The sequence below is a fragment of the Polymorphum gilvum SL003B-26A1 genome, from assembly GCF_000192745.1.
In the GTDB taxonomy this organism is placed as follows: domain Bacteria; phylum Pseudomonadota; class Alphaproteobacteria; order Rhizobiales; family Stappiaceae; genus Polymorphum; species Polymorphum gilvum.
The window spans coordinates 3,314,639-3,334,058 of the sequence record NC_015259.1 but is presented as its reverse complement, the minus strand read 5'-3'; the positions used below and the strand labels follow the sequence as shown (position 1 = coordinate 3,334,058).

Annotated in this window: 18 protein-coding genes; 10 read left to right on the top strand and 8 right to left on the bottom strand. The window is 68.1% G+C overall.

The annotated features are described in order from the left end of the window. Positions 1–55 precede the first annotated feature (55 nt). Positions 56–229, bottom strand: a complete 174-nt coding sequence (locus SL003B_RS23565) for a cytochrome b family protein (protein WP_158306640.1) — start codon at positions 227–229, stop codon at positions 56–58. A gap of 294 nt (positions 230–523) precedes the next feature. Between SL003B_RS23565 and SL003B_RS15610 the strand changes: the two genes are divergently transcribed. The 3 genes from SL003B_RS15610 to SL003B_RS15600 all read left to right on the top strand — a co-directional run bounded on the left by SL003B_RS15610 (position 524) and on the right by SL003B_RS15600 (position 3,169). Beyond that, complete coding sequence (locus SL003B_RS15610) at positions 524–1,534, top strand: ABC transporter substrate-binding protein (RefSeq protein ID WP_013653828.1); 1,011 nt, start codon at positions 524–526, stop codon at positions 1,532–1,534. 79 nt (positions 1,535–1,613) lie between these two features. Then, the gene (locus SL003B_RS15605; protein WP_013653827.1) at positions 1,614–2,405 is read left to right on the top strand and encodes an ABC transporter ATP-binding protein; all 792 of its coding nucleotides are present in this window, start codon (positions 1,614–1,616) and stop codon (positions 2,403–2,405) included. Further along, complete coding sequence (locus SL003B_RS15600; protein ID WP_013653826.1) at positions 2,402–3,169, top strand: ABC transporter permease; 768 nt, start codon at positions 2,402–2,404, stop codon at positions 3,167–3,169. Before SL003B_RS15605 ends, SL003B_RS15600 begins: the two co-directional genes overlap by 4 nt. Positions 3,170–3,261: 92 nt before the next feature. On the opposite strand, the gene SL003B_RS15595 is transcribed toward SL003B_RS15600, so the two are convergent. The 3 genes from SL003B_RS15595 to SL003B_RS15585 are packed head-to-tail and all read right to left on the bottom strand — an operon-like array spanning position 3,262 to position 6,725. Further along, entirely contained in the window at positions 3,262–4,794 is a 1,533-nt protein-coding gene (locus SL003B_RS15595) for an alkaline phosphatase family protein (protein WP_013653825.1), read from the bottom strand. A gap of 16 nt (positions 4,795–4,810) precedes the next feature. After that, a complete protein-coding gene (gene phnX / locus SL003B_RS15590; RefSeq protein ID WP_013653824.1) occupies positions 4,811–5,596 on the bottom strand; it encodes a phosphonoacetaldehyde hydrolase in 786 nt (261 codons plus the stop codon). Between the two features lie 10 nt (positions 5,597–5,606). Continuing rightward, entirely contained in the window at positions 5,607–6,725 is a 1,119-nt protein-coding gene (locus SL003B_RS15585) for a TIGR03364 family FAD-dependent oxidoreductase (protein WP_013653823.1), read from the bottom strand. A 475-nt stretch (positions 6,726–7,200) separates the two neighbouring features. Here SL003B_RS15585 and SL003B_RS15580 point away from each other — a divergent pair, with 475 nt between their 5' ends. From SL003B_RS15580 to SL003B_RS15565, 4 genes are all read left to right on the top strand, one after another. Beyond that, positions 7,201–8,304 (top strand): ABC transporter substrate-binding protein, encoded by a 1,104-nt coding sequence (locus SL003B_RS15580; RefSeq protein WP_013653821.1) that lies wholly within the window; start codon positions 7,201–7,203, stop codon positions 8,302–8,304. 132 nt (positions 8,305–8,436) lie between these two features. After that, positions 8,437–9,309, top strand: a complete 873-nt coding sequence (locus tag SL003B_RS15575) for an ABC transporter permease (RefSeq protein WP_013653820.1) — start codon at positions 8,437–8,439, stop codon at positions 9,307–9,309. Next, positions 9,306–10,088, top strand: coding sequence for an ABC transporter permease (locus tag SL003B_RS15570; RefSeq protein ID WP_013653819.1), 783 nt, complete (start codon positions 9,306–9,308; stop codon positions 10,086–10,088). Before SL003B_RS15575 ends, SL003B_RS15570 begins: the two co-directional genes overlap by 4 nt. Next, positions 10,088–11,149 carry an ABC transporter ATP-binding protein gene (locus tag SL003B_RS15565; RefSeq protein WP_013653818.1) on the top strand — a complete coding sequence of 354 codons (1,062 nt, stop codon included), beginning with the start codon at positions 10,088–10,090 and terminating at the stop codon, positions 11,147–11,149. Before SL003B_RS15570 ends, SL003B_RS15565 begins: the two co-directional genes overlap by 1 nt. Before the next feature lie 26 nt (positions 11,150–11,175). On the opposite strand, the gene SL003B_RS15560 is transcribed toward SL003B_RS15565, so the two are convergent. Continuing rightward, positions 11,176–12,078: a phospholipase gene (locus SL003B_RS15560; protein WP_013653817.1), complete on the bottom strand. Its 903-nt coding sequence runs from the start codon at positions 12,076–12,078 to the stop codon at positions 11,176–11,178. Positions 12,079–12,436: 358 nt separating this feature from the next. On the opposite strand from SL003B_RS15560, the gene SL003B_RS15555 reads away from it, so the two are divergent. Further along, a complete protein-coding gene (locus SL003B_RS15555) occupies positions 12,437–13,141 on the top strand; it encodes a ParA family protein (RefSeq protein ID WP_041375583.1) in 705 nt (234 codons plus the stop codon). 29 nt (positions 13,142–13,170) lie between these two features. On the opposite strand, the gene SL003B_RS15550 is transcribed toward SL003B_RS15555, so the two are convergent. Continuing rightward, positions 13,171–13,734, bottom strand: coding sequence for a DUF2585 domain-containing protein (locus tag SL003B_RS15550; RefSeq protein WP_013653815.1), 564 nt, complete (start codon positions 13,732–13,734; stop codon positions 13,171–13,173). Positions 13,735–13,986: 252 nt separating this feature from the next. Here SL003B_RS15550 and SL003B_RS15540 point away from each other — a divergent pair, with 252 nt between their 5' ends. Next, positions 13,987–15,615, top strand: a complete 1,629-nt coding sequence (locus SL003B_RS15540; protein WP_013653813.1) for a peptide chain release factor 3 — start codon at positions 13,987–13,989, stop codon at positions 15,613–15,615. A gap of 82 nt (positions 15,616–15,697) precedes the next feature. On the opposite strand, the gene SL003B_RS15535 is transcribed toward SL003B_RS15540, so the two are convergent. Continuing rightward, positions 15,698–16,822 carry an NADH:flavin oxidoreductase/NADH oxidase gene (locus SL003B_RS15535; RefSeq protein WP_013653812.1) on the bottom strand — a complete coding sequence of 375 codons (1,125 nt, stop codon included), beginning with the start codon at positions 16,820–16,822 and terminating at the stop codon, positions 15,698–15,700. Between the two features lie 117 nt (positions 16,823–16,939). Between SL003B_RS15535 and SL003B_RS15530 the strand changes: the two genes are divergently transcribed. After that, positions 16,940–17,797, top strand: coding sequence for an alpha/beta fold hydrolase (locus SL003B_RS15530; RefSeq protein ID WP_013653811.1), 858 nt, complete (start codon positions 16,940–16,942; stop codon positions 17,795–17,797). Between the two features lie 82 nt (positions 17,798–17,879). On the opposite strand, the gene SL003B_RS15525 is transcribed toward SL003B_RS15530, so the two are convergent. Next, on the bottom strand, positions 17,880–19,352 hold the full coding sequence (locus SL003B_RS15525) for a helicase HerA domain-containing protein (protein WP_013653810.1): 1,473 nt from the start codon (positions 19,350–19,352) through the stop codon (positions 17,880–17,882). Between the last annotated feature and the right edge of the window lie 68 nt (positions 19,353–19,420).

Genomic DNA, 19,420 nt, shown 5'->3' with positions numbered 1-19,420 from the left:
TCGCGTTGTCTTAGCAGGACGCGGGCAGAGCACAAGCCGTTCCTTGGTCGGCTGCTCAGCGCGTGTCGTCGACCTCGACCCATTCGTAGCCGGTGATCATCGCCTTGAGATAGGCGGTCACCGTGGCGCCGGTGGTGGCCATGTAGACGTGCACGACCACGAACACCGCCATGGCATAGGCGGCGACCACATGGGTCCAGGCGACGGTCTCAAGCGGCAGCCCGGTCATGCCGTGTGCCGGGGCGGTTGCCCAATTTGACGCCGTTCGGGTCCGACGCCAGCAGTCGCTTTTCCCTTTCGAAACTGGACCGGCGTTTTCCAGTCTTGTTTCAAGATATTGAAATAAAAAGATAAAAAGGTATGTCGCGCGGTCGCGCTTCAAGAATGACCAGCGCGTTGCACAAATCTTAATCGCATCTCTTTCGGTCTTGCCGACTGCGCAAATGCGCGGCAGTGTCGGTCATCAGAGGCCATACGACACCGGCCACACAACACCGGCCATACAACACCGGAAGGGAACATCATGCGACGTCTCATCGGCTTTGCGCTTGCACTCGGACTGTCGGCATCGACCGCCGCGGCGGCGACCGACATCAAGTTCACGCTCGACTGGAAATTCGAAGGTCCGGCTGCGCCGTTCTTCATCGCCCTGGACAAGGGCTACTTCGAGGCCGAGGGCCTCAACGTCACCATCGACACCGGCGCGGGCTCGCGCGAATCGATCCCGCGCGTTGCGACCGGCGCCTACCAGATGGGCTTCGGCGACATCAATGCGCTGATCAAACTGATGGACGAGCAGCCGGACCTCAAGGTCAAGGCCGTCATGATGGCCTACGAGCGCCCGCCCTTCGCCATCATCGGCCGCAAGAGCCTCGGCATCACCGACGATCCGAAATCGCTGGAAGGCAAGACGCTCGGCGCGCCGCCGCCGGATGCCGCCTTCGGCCAGTGGCCGGCCTTCGCCGAGGTCGCCGGCCTCGACACCTCCAAGATCACCATCGAGAACGTCGGCTTCCCGGTGCGCGAGCCGATGCTCGCCCAGGGCCAGGTCCAGGCCATCTTCGGTTTCTCCTTCTCCTCGGTGCTCAACCTGAAGGCCCAGGGCATTGCCGAGGACGACATCGTCACGCTGATGATGGGCGATCACGGCCTCGACCTCTACGGCAACGTCGTCATGGTCAACACGGACTTCGCCGCCGCCAACCCGGACGCGGTCAAGGGCTTCGTCAAGGCGCTGGTGAAGGGCTACCTCGACGCCATCGCCGATCCGGCTGCGGCCATCCCCTACGTGATGAAGCGCAACGAGGTGCTGGACGCGGCGGTCGAGACCGAGCGTCTGGAGATGGCCGTTACCGACTCCATGGCCACGGCGGCCGTCAAGGCCAACGGCTTCGGCGGCGTCGACATGGACAAGCTGGCCAAGACCATGGAGTTCCTGAAGATCTCCATGGGCGTCAGCGCCAATCCGCCGGCGCCCGAGAAGGTCTTCGACCCGAGCTACCTGCCGCCGGTCGAAGAGCGGATGGTCAAGTAACCCGATCCCCGCGCGTCCGTCCGGACGTCCTCCGGGACGCCCGGACGGGTTTCTCCGTTCCAGAACACAGGCTTTCCCTTTGACCGGATTCGTCGATCTCAGGAATGTCCGCCTTTCCTACGGCGCCAGCGCGGATGCGACGCTGGCGCTCGACGGCCTGACCATGGCCGTGAAGAAGGGCGAATTCGCCGCCGTCGTCGGCCCGTCCGGCTGCGGCAAGTCCACCCTGATGAAGCTGGCGACCGGCCTGATGACGCCGCAGCAGGGCACCGTCGAGGTCGCCGGCAAGGAGGTCGCCGGCCCGGTGTCGATCGCCGGCATGGCGTTCCAGAACCCGTCGATGCTGCCCTGGCGCACGACGCTGCAGAACGTCATGCTGCCGCTGGAGATCGTCCAGCCGCATCGCGCGCGCCTGTCGCGCGAGCGCGACGCCTATGTCCGCAAGGCCGAGGACCTGCTCGCGGTGGTCGGGCTGAAGGGCTTCGGCGCGAAATTCCCCTGGCAGCTGTCGGGCGGCATGCAGCAGCGCGCCAACCTGTGCCGCGCGCTGGTGCACGACCCCGCACTCCTGATGCTCGACGAACCGTTCGGCGCGCTCGACGCCTTCACCCGCGAGGAACTGTGGCAGGTCATGCGCGACCTGCACGCGGAGAAGGGTTTCACCACCATCCTGGTCACCCACGACCTGCGCGAGGCGGTGTTCCTCGCCGACCGGGTCTTCGTCATGAGCGCGCGGCCGGGCAAGGTCATCGTCGAGCGCGAGATCGACTTCCCGCGCCCGCGGCCGATCGACCTGACCTACGAGGCGGCCTTCAACGACATCGTGCACGAGCTGCGCGGACACATTGCGGAAGCGAGAGCGGCGGCATGAACGAGCGCTGGATCAAGGCTGCCCCCTGGCTGTGGTCGGTCGGCCTGTTCGTCGTCTGGGAGGCGGCGGTCGCCGTCTTCGACTTCCCCGTCTACATCCTGCCGGCCCCGACCGACATCTGGGCGGCGATCGTCAAGTACTGGTCGCCGATCTGGAAGAACTCCCTGCAGACGCTGTTCACCACGCTGATCGGCTTCCTGCTGGCGGTCGTCGGCGGCCTGCTGCTCGGCCTCGCCATCGGCTGGAGCCGGGCGATCTACGCCGGCCTCTATCCGCTGATGATCGGCTTCAACTCAGTGCCCAAGGTGGCGGTGGTGCCGATCCTGGTCATCTGGTTCGGCATCGGCACGATCCCGGCGGTGCTCACCGCCTTCCTGATCGCCTTCTTCCCGATCGTGGTCAATGTCGCCACCGGGCTTGCGACCATGGAACCGGAGATGGAGGACGTGCTGAGGGCGCTGGGCGCCAAGAAGCTCGACATCATGCTCAAGGTCGGTATCCCGCGCTCGATGCCCTATTTCTTCGGCTCGCTGAAGGTGGCGATCACGCTCGCCTTCGTCGGCTCGGTGATCTCCGAGACCGTCGCCGCCAACGCCGGCATCGGCCACATGATGCTCGCCGCCCAGTCGCAGTTCAACGTGCCGCTTGTGTGGGCCGGCCTGGTTGCGCTCGCCGTGCTTGGCATCGTCATGTACGTGCTGATGGCCTGGCTGGAGATGCGCATGACCGGCTGGGCGCACCGCTCCGGCATGAACCGCGCCTGAGCGGCGTGCCCGAGCCGGAGCGAACGCCGCGCACGGCGGCAGCCCGCAAGGGAGGCATCGGCGTCCCTTTGGCTTCGCCTCGATGCAGACAGTCAGTCGTGGAAGGGCTTCGACACGGGGCCGTCGGCGGTCAGTTCGCAATAGGCAAGGGTCTGGTCGAGGCTCTGCGCCCTCCAGGCGAGCAGCCGCTCGGCGTAGCCGAGGCGCACGCGCAGGTAGCCTGGATCGCCGGACAGGTCGACCAGTTCGCCGGGGTCGTTGCGCAGGTCGTAGAGGAGCGGCGGCAGGCCGGCGAAATGGACATACTTGAACGCCTCGTCGCGGATCACGGCGAGGCTGCAGGCGCGCGAGGCAAGGCCGAAATGCCGCTCGCTCGTGCTGCCGGAAATGTCGCGGAAGTCGAACTCCCAGTGCGCGGCATCGCGCCAGCCGGGCGGCGCTGCGCCATCGAGGAAGGGCAGGAGGGAGCGCCCGTCCGGCGCGGTCTGAGGCGTCCCGTCCCACAGGTCGAGCAGGGTCGGGAACAGGTCGCTCGCCTCGGTGAAGGCGGCGACGCGGCGGCCATGGCCGGCCTTGCGGCCGGGCACGCGGACGACCAGAGGGATGTGGTAGCTCTGGTCGAACCAGCCGCCCTTGCCGAAGCTCCAGTGGTCGCCCATCATCTCGGCGTGGTCGGACGTGACCACGATCACCGTGTCCTCCCAGGCCCCGGCGGCACGGATCGCGGCGAAGATGCGGCCGAGCTGGGCGTCGACCTCCGAGATCATGCCGAAATAGATCGCCCGGATGACGCCATGATCCTCGGCGGTCCACTCGGCGCAGTCGCCCTTCATGCCGGCCAGGAACGACGAGCCCTTGGCGCGGGCGAACTCGTAGGCGAGATAGGGGTGCACCGCCGCCTCCGCCTCGCGGCTCGGCCGACGCACGAAGCCGTGCGGATCGGGCGCATACATCCGGTTGTAGGGTTCCGGCACCACGAAGGGCGGATGCGGGCGCAGGAACGAGATATGCGCGAACCACGGCCGCGTGCCGTCCTGCTCGCCCATCCAGCGCAGGAACTCGCCGGCCAGGAAGGCGGTCTGCGTCTCGTCGCTGGAATAGAGCGGCGGATCAGCGGTGACGGTGCCTGGCGCGTGGCCGACGGGCACGTGCACCCGTGCCGGATCCTCGATCCTGTGGCCGCGGCCCTCGAGCCAGGAGATCCAGGGGCGTTCGTGCTCGGGCAGCAACTGGCGCACGGTGAAGCCGGGCAGCACGCCCTCGTAGCTGGTCAGGTCCGGATCCTTTGGCGCGCGGTCGCGCGGATCGGGAGACACGTCGGTATAGCCGAACAGGGTCGGGTCGTAGCCGGCCCGGCGCGCCGCCCTGGCGACATTGTCGAGCGAGGCGGCCATCGGCGTGCCGTTGCGCGTCACCCGGTGGTTCATCTGGTAGAGGCCGGTATAGAGTCCTGCGCGCGCCGGCGAGCAGGGCGCGGCACCCGCGTAATGACGCTCGAACAGCACGCCTTCGGCGGCCAGCGCGTCGACGTTGGGGGTCCTGACCACCGGGTGGCCGACGGCGCCGAGCGCGCTGCCGCGCCACTGGTCGGCGGTGATGAGCAGGATGTTTGGCTTCCTTGACATGGCCCCTCCCGCGGGCTCAGCCTTGCGCCTCGAGGCGGTCGATCAGCGCCGGCAGATCGGCGACCGTGTCGATCAGGTGATCCGCACCGGCGGCCTTGAGCAGGGCGCCGGCCTTGGTGCGCAGCGCCTCGACCTCCTCGGCGCCCAGGGCGGCGAGCTGTTCCGGCGTCCTGCCGACCGCATTGCCGGACAGCGTGACGCCGACCGTGACGCAGCCGGCCGCGACCCCCTCGCCGATGCCGGGCTCCGTGTCGTCGACCTTGATCACCGCCGAGGGCGGATAGACGCCGAGATCGGCGAAGCACCTGTACATGCCGAGCGGCGACGGCCGGCCCTCGATCAGGTCGTCGGCGCAGACGAGATTGTCCGGCGCGTAGCCCTGGGCGGCAGCGACCGGCAGCACCCGCGCCATGATCGAGCGCGTGTAGCCGGTGGTCGAGCCGATCTTCAGCCCCCTGGCGCGCAGGGCGTCGATCGCCTCCCGGGCGCCCGGCACCAGCGTCGCATAGTCGGCGACGACCTCCTCGTTCATCGGCACGAACACCGCGTAGACGCGGTCGACGTCGGCGTCGGTCGGCGCGTGGCCGTGGACGGCCTGCCAGCGGGCGGCCATCGCCGGGGCGGTCATCATGGCCTTGATGTGGTCCCACTTGGCCATGCCCATCGGCGCGCGCGCCTCCTCGATCGTCGCCTCGACGCCGAAGCGCCCGAACGCCTTCACGAACACGCCCATCGGCGCGAAGGAGCCGAAGTCGATGACGGTGCCGGCCCAGTCGAACACCACTGCCTTGAACCTGCCCATGACGATGTCCCTATCCGAAAAGGCCCGAAACGGTTTCCTCGCCGATGCCGAAGGCGGTCGAGGCGCCGCAGCCGGCGGTGACGACGACGATGCGGGTCGCCGCGTCCGGCGCGTCGGTGAAGCGCCAGCGGTCGGCGGCGCTGGCATAGGTGCCGACCCAGTGTTCCTCGATCGTGCGGCCCGGCAGGTCGAGCACCTGGTCCATCTCGTCGAGGATGAGATCGCGCACGGCGACCGGCGCGAAGGGGTCAGGGGTGGTGTCGTAGTGATGGCTGTCGCCGACGACCAGCGAGCCGTCGGCCGACTGCACCACGATCAGGTGCACGCCGTTGGCGCGGTGCTCGGCCTGGTCACTGTCCAGACGCGCCTTCAGCGCAGCGGCTTCGGGCAGGTCGGCGTAACCCTTGTAGCGGGCAAGCCCGAGATCGGACATGACCGGCGCGGCGAAGGCCACCGGCGCGGCCGGGCGCACGCGCATCATCTGCAGCTTGCAGCGTGTCGCCCGGTAGGGCGCGATTCGGTCGGGGAACAGCGAGACGAAATCGTCGCCGGGACAGACGATCACGGTCTCGGCCTCGAGCACGCCGGCCGAGGTCTCGACCCTCGGCGTCGCCACCCGCGTCACGCTCGTCGACCAGCGGAACGCGACGCCGTGGGCCTCGGCCAGCCAGGCGGCGAGACGCGGGATCGCCGTCCTGCTCTCGACCCGCACCTCGTGCGGCGAATGGAGGACGCCGCTGAGCGCGTCCCTGCGCAGGGCGGGGATCGTCTCCTGCGCCTCGTCGAGCGTCAGCCGCCGGCACTCCGCCCCCATCTCGGTCTTCAGGAAGGCATCGATCACCGCCTCGGATTCCGGCCGGCGTGCGGTCACGACCAGGCCGCGCTGCAGGATCTCGATGCCGGCGGCCGGGGCCACCTCGCCCCAGATCTCCCGCGAGCGGCGGGCGAGCCGCCAGCAGTCGCCGGCCTCCTGGCCGGTGACGGTGACGAAGCCGAAGTTGCGGATCGAGGCGCCGTTGGCCTGTGTGTCGCGGTCGATGACGACGACCTTCCTACCCTTGCGGGCGGCGGCAAGGGCATGCGCGAGGCCGACAATCCCGGCGCCGACGACGGCGACATCGTATGACAAGGCCGAAAACCTCAGGACGTGGAAAAAAGCGGTCGAATCTATGTGAATGATAGCTCTATGCTGTTCGGAACATGAAGCTATTATGAAGCGTAGCCGGCTCCAGAAGCCGGTTGGGGGGTATTCAAGAAACTGTCACAAAACTGCAATCGATGTGTCGTCGGCTGTCGGTACTGGACCGGTCGTATCCTGTCCCGGACCGCTCCATGTCTCGTTGTCGAAGGCCTCGAGGACGTGGCGCCAGAAAGGCGAGGGTGGGTGTTTCGCGCCTGACGACGTCTGCCGGCATCGCCGCTGCTCCTGCATGGGGCCGGCCGACCGGGAGAGCCAGATCGGCTTGTGGCGGAGGGCCTGCAGTCGGCTCCTGCCTCGACGGTGCCGGCCAATGGCAGCATTGCCGACCTATCTGGCCGGCGGCGCGCGCAAACGGAATAAACACGAGCCGGTGCGGGGACATCGGCCAACCCAGGAGAAGCGAATGAACATCAGATTGAACCTTGTGGCGACGACCAGCCTCGTTGCCCTGCTGAGCGTTTCCGCCGCCTCGGCCCAGACGATGGAAGAACTCATCGAGGGCGCGAAGGCGGAAGGCATGCTGACCACCATCGCCCTGCCGCATGACTGGTGCGGCTATGGCGACATCATCGCCTCCTTCAAGGCCAAGTATCCGTTCCTGACCGTCAACGAGCTGAACCCGGACGCCGGGTCGGCCGACGAACTGGAAGCGATCCGCGCCAACAAGGACAACAAGGGCCCGCAGGCCCCCGACGTCATCGACATCGGCCTGTCCTTCGGCCCGCAGTCCAAGGCCGAGGGCCTGGTCCAGCCGTACAAGGTCTCCGTGTGGGATGAGATCCCGGATGCCGTGAAGGACGCCGACGGCTATTATTACGGCGCCTATTACGGCGTGATGTCCTTTGCCGTGAACACGGACCTGGTCGACAACGTCCCGACCGAGTGGGAAGACCTGCTGAAGCCCGAGTACGCCGGCCAGGTCGCGCTCGCCGGCGATCCGCGGGCCTCCAACCAGGCCATCCTGGGCGTTCTCTCCGCCGGCATGGCGCGCGGCGCCGCCGCCGGAACGGCCTCGGGCGAGGCCGGCCTCCAGTTCTTCAAAGAACTCAACGCCGCCGGCAACTTCGTTCCGGTGATCGCCAAGGCCGGCACCCTCGCCCAGGGCACGACGCCGATCATGGTGATGTGGGACTACAACGCCCTGGCCGCCCGCGACACGCTCGCCGGCAACCCGCCAGTCGAGGTCACCGTGCCGACCAAGGGCACGCTCGCCGGCGTCTATGTCCAGGCGATCAGCGCCTATGCGCCGCATCCCAACGCCGCCAAGCTGTGGATGGAGCACATCTTCTCCGACGAGGGCCAGAACGGCTACGTCAAGGGCTACTGCCACACCGCGCGCTTCAACACGATGGTCGCGCAGGGCAAGGTCCCGCAGGACCTGCTCGACGCGCTGCCGCCGGCGGAGCCGTACGAGAAGGCCTATTTCCCGACCGTCGAGGAGCAGGACGCCAACAAGAACGCCGTCGTCTCCGGTTGGGACTCGGTCGTCGGCGCCAACGTGCAGTAAGGCCCTCCGGGGACTGGAAACGGCTGCCCCGGCGGAACGCCGGGGCAGCCGCAACGTCCGTGCCGGCTGTCGAGCCCGCCGCGGACCAGATGCGGCGGAGCCTTCGCCGCCGGCCGACAGGGACACCGCCCGATGAGCATGGATTCGCGAGGGACGTCGCGGCACGTCAATCTCAACTGGCTGGGACTTCTGCCGTTTGCGCTGTTCGCGCTGCTGTTCCTGATCCTGCCGACGATGAAGATCGTCGTCGGGGCCTTCCAGACACCCGACGGCAGCTTCACCCTCGACAACCTGCGCGGGCTGAACACGCCGTCGATCATTTCGTCCTATGTGGTCTCGATCCAGCTCAGCCTGATCACCGCAGCGCTCGGCTGCCTGGTCGGCTTCGCCATGGCCGCCGCCGTCATCTTCGGCAAGCTGCCGCAGCAGGTGCGCGGACCGCTGATGACCTTCTCCGGCGTGGCATCGAACTTCGCCGGCGTGCCGCTGGCCTTCGCCTTTCTCGCCACGCTCGGCCCGGTCGGCCTCGTGACCGTCTGGCTGCGCGCCGAGTTCGGGATCAACCTGCGTGCCCTCGGCTTCAACCTGCTGTCCTTCTGGGGCCTCGTGGTCGTCTACCTGTTCTTCCAGATCCCGTTGATGATCCTCATCATCGCTCCGGCGCTCGACGGGCTGAAGCGCGAATGGCGCGAGGCCGCCGCGATCCTCGGCGCCACCGGCGCGCAGTACTGGCGCATGGTCGCCCTGCCGATCCTGTTCCCCTCGCTGCTCGGTACCTTCGCGCTGCTGTTTGCCAATTCCTTCGGCGCGATCGCGACGGCCTTCGCGCTGACCGGGCCGCAGCTCAACATCGTGCCGATCAAGCTGTTCGCGCAGATCCGCGGCGACGTGCTCGGCGACCCGCATCTGGGCTACGCCCTGGCCTTCGGCATGATCGTGATCACCGCCCTGGCCAACGGCCTCTACATCTGGCTGCGGGTACGCAGCGAAAGGTGGCTCAAATGACCCGTTTCTTCGCCTGGGGGACGCTCCTGCTCGGCTGCGTCTTCTTCGCGCTGCCGCTGGTCGGCATGACCGAGTTCAGCCTCAAGATGCGGCGCGGCGTCTATTCGCTCGACGCCTATGCCGTCGTGCTGGCCGATCCGCGCTTCCAGGCGACCTTCACCTATTCCGTGGTGATGGCGTTGGCGACCATCGTCTTCGGCGTGCTGCTGGTCGTGCCGACCGCCTTCTGGGTGCGCCTGAAGCTGCCGGCCGCCCGGCCGTGGATCGAGTTCATCACCCTGCTGCCGCTGGTGATCCCGGCCATCGTCGTCGTCTTCGGCTACATCCGGCTCTACAACACCTCATCGTTCCTGCCGCTGACCGGCAGCGTCACCGGTACCAACCTGCTGCTGATGTTCGGCTATGCCACGCTGGCGCTGCCCTACATGTACCGCGCCGTCGACACCGGCCTGCGCACCATCGACGTCGCCACCCTGACCGAGGCCGCGCAGAGCCTCGGCGCAGGCTGGGTGACCATCCTCGCGCGCGTCATCCTGCCCAACGTGATGGTGGCGGTCCTGTCGGGCGCGTTCCTGACCTTCGCCATCGTCATCGGCGAATTCACCATGGCGGCGCTGCTGAACCGCCCGGCCTTCGGGCCGTTCATGCAACTTCTGGGCGCCAACCGCGCCTACGAACCGGCGGCGCTCGCGGTGATCGCCTTCGCCATCACCTGGGCCTGCATGGCGCTGATCCAGCTGGCCACCCGGTTCTCCAGACACATGCGGGTCCAACGCTGATGGCCTTTCTCGATCTCAAGAATCTCCGCAAGTCGTTCGGCGCGCTGACCGTCGTCAAGGACTTCTCCCTGTCGGTCGAGGCCGGCGAGTTCGTCTCGCTGCTCGGCCCGTCGGGCTGCGGCAAGACGACCGTGCTGCGCATGGTGGCGGGCTTCGAGACGCCGAGTTCCGGTGCGATCGAGATCGCCGATCAGGACGTCACCAGGGTCAAGGCCAATGCCCGCAACATCGGCATGGTGTTCCAGGCCTATGCGCTGTTCCCCAACCTGACGGTCGCGCAGAACGTCGCCTTCGGTCTCAAGGTCAAGGGCATGAAGCGCGCCGAGACCGACGCCCGGGTCGCCGAAATGCTCAAGCTGATCGGTCTGCCCGATCTCGGCGGCCGCTATCCGTTCCAGCTGTCGGGCGGCCAGCAGCAGCGCGTCGCGCTGGCGCGCGCCCTGGCGCCGCGCCCGCGCGTGCTGCTGCTCGACGAACCGCTGTCGGCGCTGGACGCCAAGATCCGCGTCAGCCTGCGCGCGGAGATCCGCGAGATCCAGCGCGAACTCGGCATCACGACGATCTTCGTCACCCACGACCAGGAAGAGGCGCTGTCGATGTCGGACCGGATCGTGGTCATGAACGGCGGTGTGGCCGAGCAGGTCGGCGTGCCGTTCGAGATCTACAACCGCCCGGCGACCCGTTTTGTGGCCAATTTCGTCGGCACGCTCAACACCTTCCAGGCCCGCATCGACGACGCGGACCGTAGCGTCGTCAGCCTCGCCGGCGTGCCGCTGACCCTGCCCGGGGGCGGGCTCGACGGACGCGCCGGCGACAGCCTCGCGATCGCGCTGAGGCCCGAGGCGCTGCATCTGGGCCGTTACGACGGCTGCGAGGCGGTCCTGCCGGCGACCATCGAGGATGTCCATTTCATGGGCTCGATCATCCGCCTTCGCATCGACATCGCCGGCACCAGGGTGGCGCTCGACACGTTCAATCGCGTCGACCAGCCGCCGCCGACCGTGGGCAGCAGCATCGAAGTCAGCCTGTCGCCGCGCGACGTCATCGTGCTGCAGGGCTGAACGGGCAGGGGCCGCCGTCCCCGCCGCTAGCGCTGCGCCAGCATCCAGTTCAGCACCAGCCGCCAGTCGGTCATGCGTATCGGTGTGCCGTGGGTGCCGGTGTCGAACAGGGTGAACTTGACCGGATAGGACGGCGCGCGCTTCTTGATCGCCTCGAAGAAGCGCGCCTGCCCCTCCCAGTCGTAGACCTCGTCCGAACTGCCGTGGCCGAGATAGATCGGCACGTGACGGGCGCGATCGCTCAGCGTGGCGCTCGACAGGAACGCCTCGTCCTTCGGCGAGCCGAAGAACAGCACGCCAGACAGCAGGCGCGCGGCCGAGCCGTCCTTGAGCAGGTTCCAGCACAGGATGCCGCCCATTGAGCCGCAGGCGACCATGATCGGCGCGCCCGGCGAGTTGGCCGCATAGGTCCGGATCAGGGCCTTGACGTCCTCCGTGCCGCGCGGGCCGAAATCGGCGAACTCGGCCGACAGGTAGACGCCGCCGTTGCGCGACATCAGGTTCTTGATCCTGTTGAAGTTGCCGCCGAAGGTGACGTCGTTCATGCCCTGGAAGCGGTTGCCGCCCTGGCCGTGGATGTAGATCACCACCATGCGCGCGCCGCCGCCGGTCTTGCCGACGGCCATGAACTTCACCTTGCGCCCGTTGGCGGAGATCTCCAGGTCGGTCTGCGAACTGCGCGGGTGGTAGGAGACATAGTTGCCCCAGACCTCGCGCTCCGGCTCCTTGTCGCGCTGGTGCAGGTCGCGCTGCTTGACGTATTCGACCACCAGGAAGTCGCCGCCGTAATGCGAGGCGAGGATCTTCGGATAGGCGAACAGGCTGTCCTTGTACGACGGCAGGCCGTTGGCCTCGGCCCGACCGCCGCCGGCAAGGCCGAGCACGAGCGCGGCAAGGACCGCAAGGGCGGACGGGAAGCGGAGGGGCATGTCGCGTCGTCCTTTCGCTGGGACCGGGGCATCGTCGGCTCAAAAGTCTTACAAAAGCCCCCCGGCGGACGCAAACGCTCAGCGCGCCGGCGCCGGCGTTACGCACCGCGTTCGCCTTGCCGCCGTGGACGGACCTTGAGCCGGCGGCGCGCGGCGCAGGACTGTCCCTATTTCGTCAAAAGAGCATCGTTAAAAGTGACATGATCTCAGAAAAAGCATAGGTAGTTTTTTCGGTGAATATTGGATGCTAAATAGAAAAAATCGGTATTATGGATTTGTTAACCATAATTTACTGACACTCGCCTGCGACAAGGCCGAAAGCAGAACGCCGCCGGTTTTCGATCCAGGAGAGACGCCCATGCCCGTAATTTCCTTCGCAAACGCCAAAGGCGGAGCCGGAAAGACCACCGCGGCGCTGTTGCTGGCGACAGAAGTCGCCGAACGGGGAAAGACAGTCATCATCTTCGACGCCGATCCGCAGCGCTGGATCTCGACCTGGTCCGACCTGCCCGGCCGGCATCCCAACATCGAGGTGCAGAGCCAGCTGACTCCGGCGACCATCACCGACCAGATCCTGGACGCCACCCGGCAGGTCGACTATGTCATCGTCGACCTGGAAGGCACCGAGAACCTGATGGTCGCCAATGCGATCAGCGTGTCGGACCTGGTCGTCGTGCCGATCCAGGGCTCGTGTATGGACGCCCGTGGCGGCGCCAAGATCATCCGCCTGATCGCCAAGCTGGAGCAGGTCGTGCGCCACGACATCCGCCACTGCGTGGCGCTGACGCGCACCAATGCGGCGGTCACCACGCGGGCGCTGAAAGCGGTGCAGGACCATCTGGCGGTGAGCGGCATCGACGTGCTGCTGACGCCCATCGTCGAGCGCGCGGCCTACCGCGACATGTTCGAATTCGGCGGCGGGCTGGCCAACCTCGACCCGAAGACCGTCACCAACCTCGACAAGGCGCGTGAGAACGCAGAGATGTTCGCCGCCGAGGTGCTGGAACGCGCCGAGGTGCGCCGGCCGCGGCGCTGGTACGACGTGTTCCGCAAGGCGTCCTGACATCGTCGACGACGCTCGGGCGCGCCGCCTCAGCCCGGCGCGCCGAGCTGCCAGGCCTTGATCGCCTCGATCGGCCACAGCAGCATCAGAACGTTGAGCGCGAGATTGTCGCGGATCGCCCACAGCGCGACCAGTTCCAGAGCGATAGCGAGGGTGACCGACAACCACACCGGCGCGCGCATGGCGATCAGGATGCCGAAAACCGTCCAGACCAGGTCGAACAGCGAATTGATGACGCTGTCGCCGGCATAGCCCATGGCCAGCGTCGCCTCGCGGTAGCGCTCGATCACGATCGGCGTGTTCTCCAGGATCTCCCAGGCCGCCTCGATGGCGAGCGCATAGAAGCCGAGTTCGGGGCGCGGGCGGCTGCGCAGCACCAGCCACAGGCCGAAGTAGAACAGCAGCCCGTGCACCACGTGCGAGGGCGCGTACCAGTCGGCAATGTGCTGCGAACTCTCCGCGACGTTGTCCGCCGGCGTCCACAGCAGCACCGTGCCGCAGGGGCAGAGCGGTGGGCGGCCCATGGCGAGCAGGACGACGGCGGTGAGCGGGAACAGGAGCAGGCCGGCGATCACGGCCGCACGCAAGGTCAAGGGAGGGGCTACCTTTCGGCTGTCGGGCGGTGCGAGGATGGCGCGGCGCGTGCGCCGGCGCAAGGGTGGCCGGAACACCGGTGCGGCAGCAGTCAAATCTCCGCTGGCAATCGGCACCGATCCTGACTATGTCCTTGGCCAAAAGGAACCACCCCATGCCTGCCGCGGCCTGCCGCGCGCGCCGGACCTCTTCCGCGGATCGGCCTGCGCCCGCATGCGGCAGGCGCCGGCGCGCCCGGAACTGGAGGCAGCATGACCACCCTCGAAGCGCCCTCGCGCGCCGCCGGCGCCGCGGCCGCGCCCTATCTCAAGCGGCGCACCTTCGCCATCATCTCGCATCCAGACGCGGGCAAGACGACGCTGACCGAGAAGCTGCTGCTGTCGGGCGGCGCGATCCGGGCCGCCGGCGCGGTGCGCGCGCGGGGCGAGCAGCGGCGCGCGCGCTCCGACTGGATGAAGATCGAGCAGGAACGCGGCATCTCGGTGTCGTCCTCGGTGATGACCTTCGAGCGGAACGGCATCGTCTACAACCTGCTCGACACGCCCGGCCACGAGGACTTTTCCGAGGATACCTACCGCACGCTGACCGCCGTCGACGCGGCCATCATGGTCATCGACGCCGCCAAGGGCATCGAGACGCAGACACGCAAGCTGTTCGAGGTGTGCCGGCTCCGCGACATCCCGATCATCACCTTCGTCAACAAGATCGACCGCGAGGGCCGGCACGCGCTGGAGATCCTTGACGAGATCCAGGAGGCGCTGGCGCTCGACGTCAGCCCGCAGACCTGGCCGGTCGGCATGGGCTCCGACTTTTTCGGAGTCTACGATCCCCGGGTGAACCGGTTCTACACCAGCGAGGGCGAGCGCGGCGGCCCGTTCCGCCAGACCAGGGACGTCTCCGGCCTCGACGATCCGATCCTGACCGGAACGGTCTTCGATCGCGTCATGGAGGAACTGACCGAAAACGTCGAACTGGGCAGCGAGGGCTACGCCGCCTTCGACCGGGATTCCTTCCTGGAAGGCCACCTGACGCCGGTGTTCTTCGGGTCCGCCCTGCGCGACTACGGCGTCGAGGAACTGCTCGATTTCATCGCCGACCATGCGCCGCCGCCCCATTCCCAGCCGGCCACCGGCGGGCGCCGCATCATGCCGGACGAAAAGGCCGTCACCGGCTTCGTTTTCAAGGTGCAGGCCAACATGGACCCCAAGCACCGCGACCGCATCGCCTTCGTGCGCCTGTGCTCGGGCACCTTCCGGCGCGGCATGAAGCTCAAGCACGTGCGCGCCGGCAAGACCATCGCCGTCACCGCGCCGATCTTCTTCTTCGCCGAGGAGCGCGAGATCGCCGAGGAAGCCTATCCGGGCGACGTCATCGGCGTGCCCAACCACGGCCAGCTGCGCGTCGGCGACACGCTGACCGAAGGCGAGGAGATCCACGTCACCGGCCTGCCGGCCTTCGCGCCGGAAGTGCTGCGCCGCGTGCGCCTGTCCGACACCATGCGCGTCAAGCAGATGCGCCAGGGTCTGCAGGATCTCGCGGAGGAGGGACTGGTGCAGATCTTCAAGCCCGACCTCGGCTCCAACTGGATCGTCGGCGTCGTCGGCATGCTGCAGCTCGACGTCGTCGTTGACCGGCTGAAGGCGGAATACGGCACCGAGATCGGCTTCGAGACCGTGCCCTATACCACGGCGCGCTGGATCGAATGCGACGATCCGCAGAAGCTTTCCAAGTTCATCGAGGCCAACCGCATGTCGGTCGCCAACGACCGCGACGACAAGCCGGTGTTCCTGTTCAAGAGCGGCTGGGAAGTGAACTATGTCGGCGAGAAGAACCCGGACATCCGCTTCCGCGAGACCCGAGAGATCGTGCACACGGAGTGATCGGCGGCGGGACGGCGCTAGAGCATAGTCTTGTCGAGCAAGCGGGTCCGCTTGATTGGAAAGCGCTCTGGCCCTCGCTCTCTCAGTGGCGCCCGGTCGTCGCGCGCCGCCTGGCGAGCCACCAGCCGTACTGCTGCGGCCAGGACTCGAACGCGGACTCGGCGCCGAGGGCGTCCGCTGCATGGAGCGGCCAGTTAGGATCGGACAGGATCTCGCGGCCGAGCGCGACGATGTCGGCCTTGCCCTCGGCGACGATGGCGGCGGCCTGCGCCGGCTCGGTGATCAGGCCGACGGCCTGGGTCAGGAGGCCGGTCTCGGCGCGGATGCGCGCCGCATAGGGTACCTGGAAGCCGGGCGGCGGCGTGCGGCCGGCGGTGGCGGGACCCGAGATGCCGCCCGAGGAGCAGTCGATCACGTCGACGCCGAGCCGGGCGAGTTCGCCGGCGAGCCAGACGCTGTCGTCGAGGGTCCAGCCGTCGGGCGCCCCGTCGACGGCGGAGATGCGCACGAACAGCGGCTTGTCCGCGGGCCAGGCGGCGCGCACGGCCTCCACCGTCTCGAACAGGGCGCGCGCGCGGCCGGCGCGATCGCCGCCGTAGCCGTCGGTGCGCCGGTTGGACACGGGCGACAGGAAGCTCGCCAGCAGGTAGCCGTGGGCGGCGTGGATCTCGGCGACGTCGAAGCCGCACCAGGCGGCGCGCCGGGCCGCGGCGGCGAAGTCCTCGACGGTGCGCGCGATGTCGGCCGGCGTCATTGCGCGCGGCGTCAGCCAGCCGTCGGCGACGGGCAAGGCGGAAGGCGCGACGATGTCCCAGGCGACGTCGCCGCGCGCCCGGTCCGCCTCGCTCAGCGCGGCGTTGCCGAACCAGGGCCGCTGCATCGACGCCTTGCGCCCGGCGTGGCCGAGCTGGATCGCCGGCACCGCGCCCTGGGCGCGCAGGAAGGCGGTGATGCGGGCGAGCGCGGCGGCGCGGTCGTCCGACCAGATGCCGAGATCGCCGTGGGTGATGCGGCCGTCCGGCGAGACGGCGGTCGCCTCGGTGAAGACAAGCCCGGCGCCGCCCTGCGCGAACTTGCCGAGATGGACGAGGTGCCAGTCGGTGGCGAAGCCGTCGCCGGCTGAATACTGGCACATGGGCGAGACCGCGATGCGGTTCTTCAGCGTAACGGAGCGCAGGCTGAGCGGCGAGAACAGGGCGATGGTCATGGCAAAGTGCTAGAGGATGCGGCCGGGCCGATCAAGCCGCCTTGCGTGCGGCGTGGTTTCCGTTTTCCCGTTCCGGCGGGCTCGGCTACAGTCCGTCCGACATCAGAGGAGGACGTCATGGTCGCACGCATGCCCGGTTTGGTTTTCGTTCACGGCGCCTGGCACAACCACGAGACCTGGGACCACGTCCTGCCGCACCTGCACGACCGCGGCATCGTCACCACCGTGTTCGACATGCCGGGTGCGGGCGTCAACGCCAGGCTGCCGGCGTCCTACATTGTCCGGCCGCTGGACAGGCAGGCCTTTGCCGCCGAGCCGTCGCCGAACGCCGGCGTCACCCAGGACGAGCGCACCGACTTCGTCATCGGCAAGGTGCGCGAGACGGCGGAGAAATGCGGCGGAAAGGTCGCCATCGCCGGCCACTCGCTCGGCGGTGCCACCGTCTCCCATGTGGTCGAACGGGTGCCGGAACTGATCTCGGCGGCGGTCTACATCGGCGCCTTCCTGCTGCCGCCGGGCATGCCGCCGGTCGCCATGATCCGGGACGACTCGATGAAGGAGGCGCTGGTGCCGGGGCTGTTCTTCGCCGATCCCCCGGCGATCGGCGCCATGCGCGTCGACTTCCGCTCCGAGGATCCGGACTACCGCGCGCGCCTGCGCGAGGCCTACGCCGGTGACGTCGGCGAGGAGATGTTCGGCAAGGCGATCGCGCACTTCCACTGCGACGAGCCGGCCCAGGTGACGCTCGTGCCCTCGTCGGTGACCCGCGAGCGCTTCGGCACCGTGCCGCGCCATTACATCCACTGCACGCAGGACCGTGCGGTGACGCCGGCGGGGCAGAAGAAGATGATCGCGCTGACGGACGCGGCGATGGGCAATGCGACCCGCGTCCACGTCATGGCGACCAGCCACTCGCCCTTCGACGCCGACCCGAAGGGTCTTGCGGACATCCTTGCCGGCATCGCACAGGCTTGACCGGCGTCGGATGGTTTCCGGACACGGGCCGGAGAGATTCGGGACGGAAGCAGGACACGTTGGCCGGAACCCGACGCAGCCCTCAGGCGGCCTCGGCGTCTCCGGGCGCGGTCTGCCAGCCGAGGTCGGTCAGGGTGACGATGCGGTTGCCACGCAGGTCCGTGGCGCAGACCAGGAAGCCCCGTTCCTCCATATGCGCCAGCAGCCAGCGGGCGCGTCCCGGCGAGCGCGTGCCGTAGGCCTTGGCGATCTCGGCGTTCGGCGGGCAGGGCGCCTTGGCGAGCGCCGCCTTGGCCAGCAGCAGGTAGACGCCGCGCATGTCCTCGGGCAGTTCGCCGGCGATCAGCGCCGCCCGCTCCCAGTCGGTGGTGTCGATCTCGCCGCTGTCGACCCCGGCGCGGGCGACCGACAGTTTTTCGCGGAAGCTTGCCAGATCCGGAACGCCGCCGGGCAGCTTGGCGATGCGGCAGCGGACCTGGAAGTCCTGGTAGAGCGCGGCGGTCGGCTGGAACGCGGCCTCCGGTTCCGCCAGGATCTCGGCCAGGATTTCGTCGATGGCGGCGTCACGCCCGGCCAAATCTATCTCCGGCTCGGGCTCCGCCGGTGCGACGGTGCGGCCGGTGCCGGCAGACGAAAGCCTGCTGAGCACCTCGGCGGTCGAGACAGGCTCGGGCGCGCGCGGGCGGATGCGCACCGCCTCGTCGGGGGACGGCGTGAAGATCAGGTCCTTGGCGTCTTCGGCCGGCTGTTCGGGCAGCGGCGTCAGCTTGGGTCCGCCGCCGCGCCCGACCGTTTCGACGGGCCCGATGCGGATCGGTACCGGACGGCGCGACAGCGCCGGGCCGAGGGCTACGAAATGGCCGCGGTCGAGGTTGCGGAACGTTTCCGCCTGGCGCCGCTCCATGCCGAGCAGATCGGCCGCACGCGCCATGTCGATGTCGAGAAACGTCCGCCCCATCAGGAAGTTGGAGGCTTCCGCCGCGACGTTCTTGGCCAGTTTCGCCAGACGCTGGGTGGCGATGATGCCGGCAAGGCCGCGTTTGCGGCCGCGGCACATCAGGTTGGTCATGGCCCCGAGCGAGCGCCGGCGGGCCTCCTCGCTGACCTCGCCGGCGGCTGCCGGTGCGAACAGCTGAGCCTCGTCGACGACGACCAGCATCGGGTACCAGAGGTCGCGGTCGGCCTCGAACAGTCCGTCGAGGAAGGCGGCGGCGGCTTTCATCTGCCGGTCGGCGTCGAGCCCTTCCAGGTTGAGCACGACCGACACCCGGTGCTGGCGCACGCGCGCGGCGATCATCTGCAGGTCGCGTTCGGTGCCGACCGCATCGACGACGACATGGCCGAACCTGTCGGCTAGGCTGACGAAATCGCCCTCCGGATCGATGATCGCCTGCTGCACCCAGCTCGCCGACTGTTCGAGCAGGCGGCGCAGCAGATGCGACTTGCCGGATCCGGAGTTGCCCTGCACCAGGAGGCGCGTTGCCAGCAGTTCCTCCAGATCGAGCCCGGCCCGTGCCCCGCCCGCCATTTCGCCGATATCGATGCTGACCGTCATTCCCAGTTCCGCTGCGTCCGCGTGGCTTGGTCCGTCCGGCCAGGCGTCCGCGCTACACCCTCGTCCGT

What these genes read in the sequence shown, in the direction of transcription:
- SL003B_RS23565 (WP_158306640.1), bottom strand. Translation starts at nt 229, where the DNA reads ATGACCGGGCTGCCGCTTGAGACCGTCGCCTGGACCCATGTGGTCGCC.
- SL003B_RS15610 (WP_013653828.1), top strand. Translation starts at nt 524, where the DNA reads ATGCGACGTCTCATCGGCTTTGCGCTTGCACTCGGACTGTCGGCATCG.
- SL003B_RS15600 (WP_013653826.1), top strand. Translation starts at nt 2,402, where the DNA reads ATGAACGAGCGCTGGATCAAGGCTGCCCCCTGGCTGTGGTCGGTCGGC.
- SL003B_RS15595 (WP_013653825.1), bottom strand. Translation starts at nt 4,794, where the DNA reads ATGTCAAGGAAGCCAAACATCCTGCTCATCACCGCCGACCAGTGGCGC.
- phnX (WP_013653824.1), bottom strand. Translation starts at nt 5,596, where the DNA reads ATGGGCAGGTTCAAGGCAGTGGTGTTCGACTGGGCCGGCACCGTCATC.
- SL003B_RS15580 (WP_013653821.1), top strand. Translation starts at nt 7,201, where the DNA reads ATGAACATCAGATTGAACCTTGTGGCGACGACCAGCCTCGTTGCCCTG.
- SL003B_RS15575 (WP_013653820.1), top strand. Translation starts at nt 8,437, where the DNA reads ATGAGCATGGATTCGCGAGGGACGTCGCGGCACGTCAATCTCAACTGG.
- SL003B_RS15570 (WP_013653819.1), top strand. Translation starts at nt 9,306, where the DNA reads ATGACCCGTTTCTTCGCCTGGGGGACGCTCCTGCTCGGCTGCGTCTTC.
- SL003B_RS15565 (WP_013653818.1), top strand. Translation starts at nt 10,088, where the DNA reads ATGGCCTTTCTCGATCTCAAGAATCTCCGCAAGTCGTTCGGCGCGCTG.
- SL003B_RS15560 (WP_013653817.1), bottom strand. Translation starts at nt 12,078, where the DNA reads ATGCCCCTCCGCTTCCCGTCCGCCCTTGCGGTCCTTGCCGCGCTCGTG.
- SL003B_RS15555 (WP_041375583.1), top strand. Translation starts at nt 12,437, where the DNA reads ATGCCCGTAATTTCCTTCGCAAACGCCAAAGGCGGAGCCGGAAAGACC.
- SL003B_RS15540 (WP_013653813.1), top strand. Translation starts at nt 13,987, where the DNA reads ATGACCACCCTCGAAGCGCCCTCGCGCGCCGCCGGCGCCGCGGCCGCG.
- SL003B_RS15535 (WP_013653812.1), bottom strand. Translation starts at nt 16,822, where the DNA reads ATGACCATCGCCCTGTTCTCGCCGCTCAGCCTGCGCTCCGTTACGCTG.
- SL003B_RS15530 (WP_013653811.1), top strand. Translation starts at nt 16,940, where the DNA reads ATGGTCGCACGCATGCCCGGTTTGGTTTTCGTTCACGGCGCCTGGCAC.
- SL003B_RS15525 (WP_013653810.1), bottom strand. Translation starts at nt 19,352, where the DNA reads ATGACGGTCAGCATCGATATCGGCGAAATGGCGGGCGGGGCACGGGCC.